2 protein-coding genes are annotated in these 1,891 nt (G+C 66.2%); both read right to left on the reverse strand.

Translation table 11 applies throughout. The features are described from left to right. Positions 1-227 precede the first annotated feature (227 nt). Positions 228-422, reverse strand: a complete 195-nt coding sequence (locus tag ABZ281_RS47850; protein WP_356664958.1) for a DUF2795 domain-containing protein — start codon at positions 420-422, stop codon at positions 228-230. A gap of 207 nt (positions 423-629) precedes the next feature. Further along, positions 630-1,499, reverse strand: coding sequence for an SDR family oxidoreductase (locus tag ABZ281_RS47855; protein ID WP_356664960.1), 870 nt, complete (start codon positions 1,497-1,499; stop codon positions 630-632). Between the last annotated feature and the right edge of the window lie 392 nt (positions 1,500-1,891).

A 1,891-nucleotide genomic window follows, 5' to 3' on the forward strand; every position in this document is an offset into this window, starting at 1 on the left:
CTGCGCGATGCGGTCCACCGAAGCGTCCATGCCGGACCTCTCCATCACAGCCGGCACCCGCCGCGCCGACCGCATGCTCGGTACCTGGCATCGCGCGATTCGCGCCCCGCCCGGGCGAATGCAGCCTCGCCACACCAGCCGGGGCGTGAGGAGCTGATCGCCAACGTCAGCCCGTGCACCTGAACAGCGCGGCGAGAGGACAGCGGCGCCGACTGCTTAGCGCACGACTACTCTCCGTCGAACACGGCTTTCTGAACGTCGTTGGGGCCGTCAAACTGCTCGGCTCCACAATTGGACAGCTTCTCGATGAGATCGTTGTCCGCACCGTTTTGCTTGGCCAGGGCCACGAGGTCGTTGCGGCCGACCGGGTAGTTGGCGCCTTTGAGAGCTTTTTGCATGTCGATTGGGCTGATGTCTGCCATGGTTACCTCTCCGTTACTGAGCCGTAGTGAAGGCGGGCTGCCCGCCGCGTGCCGCCTTGGGTCCTCGCCTGCCGGTGGATTCAACAAGAGCGAGGATCGCGAGACGGGTATGCCACACCGGCGAGTAGAGACCCTCACCCATTTCTTGCGGTTCCTTGGACAGCGCGATGAAGGCCGGCGTTACAGGTTCGTTCAGCGTGGACACAGTCATGGCCAGGAAGGCTCATTGAGGGGGATGACCACCATCTCCGGCACCGCGCTGCCGGGCTGGACGGATAGTGCGCACAGGACTGCGTCGGCGACCACGTCCGGGCTTTGGAGCTTGGAAGTATCGGCGTCGGGAAAGCGTTCCATGATGAAAGGCGTCTCCATGCCACCGGCGATGATGCCGGTCACTCCGATGCCCAGGCAGTCGCGCTGAGCTTCCTGGAACAGCGTGTGGGTAAAGGCACGCAGTCCTGTTTTGCTCGCCGAGTAAGGGCCGGCCTCGGTCCATGTGCGATTGGCCGCGGTGGAAAGGATGTTGACGATGTGCCCCTCGCCGCGTGCCACCATGCGCCGGTAGATCTCCAGGCACAGGTACATCGGGCCGAGAAGATTGGTGGAGACGACCCGGGTGACTTCCTCCGCGGTCAGATGCTCGATCGGCTTGGTGACGTCAACGGCGGCGTTGTTGACGAGGATGTCCACCTCCCACGCAGCCCGCGCAAGTTCCTGCACGGCGGCGGCGACGGAGTCGGCGTCTCGGACATCGAGTTCCATGAAGCGGGCGTCGTGTCCGTCGACCGTCAGCGCCGCGCATACCTTCTCGCCCTCTTCGCGGCGTACGTCGGCAACGCACACGCTGGCTCCCGCACGGGCCAGTCGGTGGACGATCGATGCTCCCAGGCCCCGGGCTCCGCCGGTGACCACGGCACATCGTCCGGAGAGGTCTACAGGGGAATTCAGTGCCAACGTCCTGCCCTTCGCTGCGGTGCCGGTGCAGACCATTGGAGGCCGGCCGGCTCGGTCGGCGGCTTCTTCTTCTATGCCCGCCACTGTGGCAAGCAGGACGGTTTCAGCCGACACAGCACTCATTTGGAGGACGTGAGGGCTGTATGGATTCACGGAACGAACCGGACGTTGCCGCACCGGCGCCAAGCTGCTGGCGGTTTGTCTCCACGGCGATCTGTCGATCTTCGCCAGCGGTGCTCTCAAGCCAGGCACGCCGGCGCACCTCGTACCGTGCAGGAAGGGCGAGCTGTCTGATCCATATCGTGCGCGTTCGGACTGTCGCGGCCCATTCGGCGAGTGCCGGGCTGCGCGCCGTGTCAGGTGCCGTCCTCCACGGCGCTTCTGCCGTGACCCGGGTGTTGTAGGAGTTCGGCGCCCACGGTCGTTCCCAGGTCGGGGGGGGGCGGCGGGGCGGGGGGGAGCCGGCCCGGAGCGCCGGGCAGCTCTGGTGGGAGGGTGGGGGGCGCGGGGGCGGC

Source organism: Streptomyces sp. NPDC006265 (assembly GCF_040613555.1).
Lineage (GTDB): Bacteria > Actinomycetota > Actinomycetes > Streptomycetales > Streptomycetaceae > Streptomyces.

What these genes read in the sequence shown, in the direction of transcription:
- ABZ281_RS47855 (WP_356664960.1), bottom strand. Translation starts at nt 1,499, where the DNA reads ATGAGTGCTGTGTCGGCTGAAACCGTCCTGCTTGCCACAGTGGCGGGC.
- ABZ281_RS47850 (WP_356664958.1), bottom strand. Translation starts at nt 422, where the DNA reads ATGGCAGACATCAGCCCAATCGACATGCAAAAAGCTCTCAAAGGCGCC.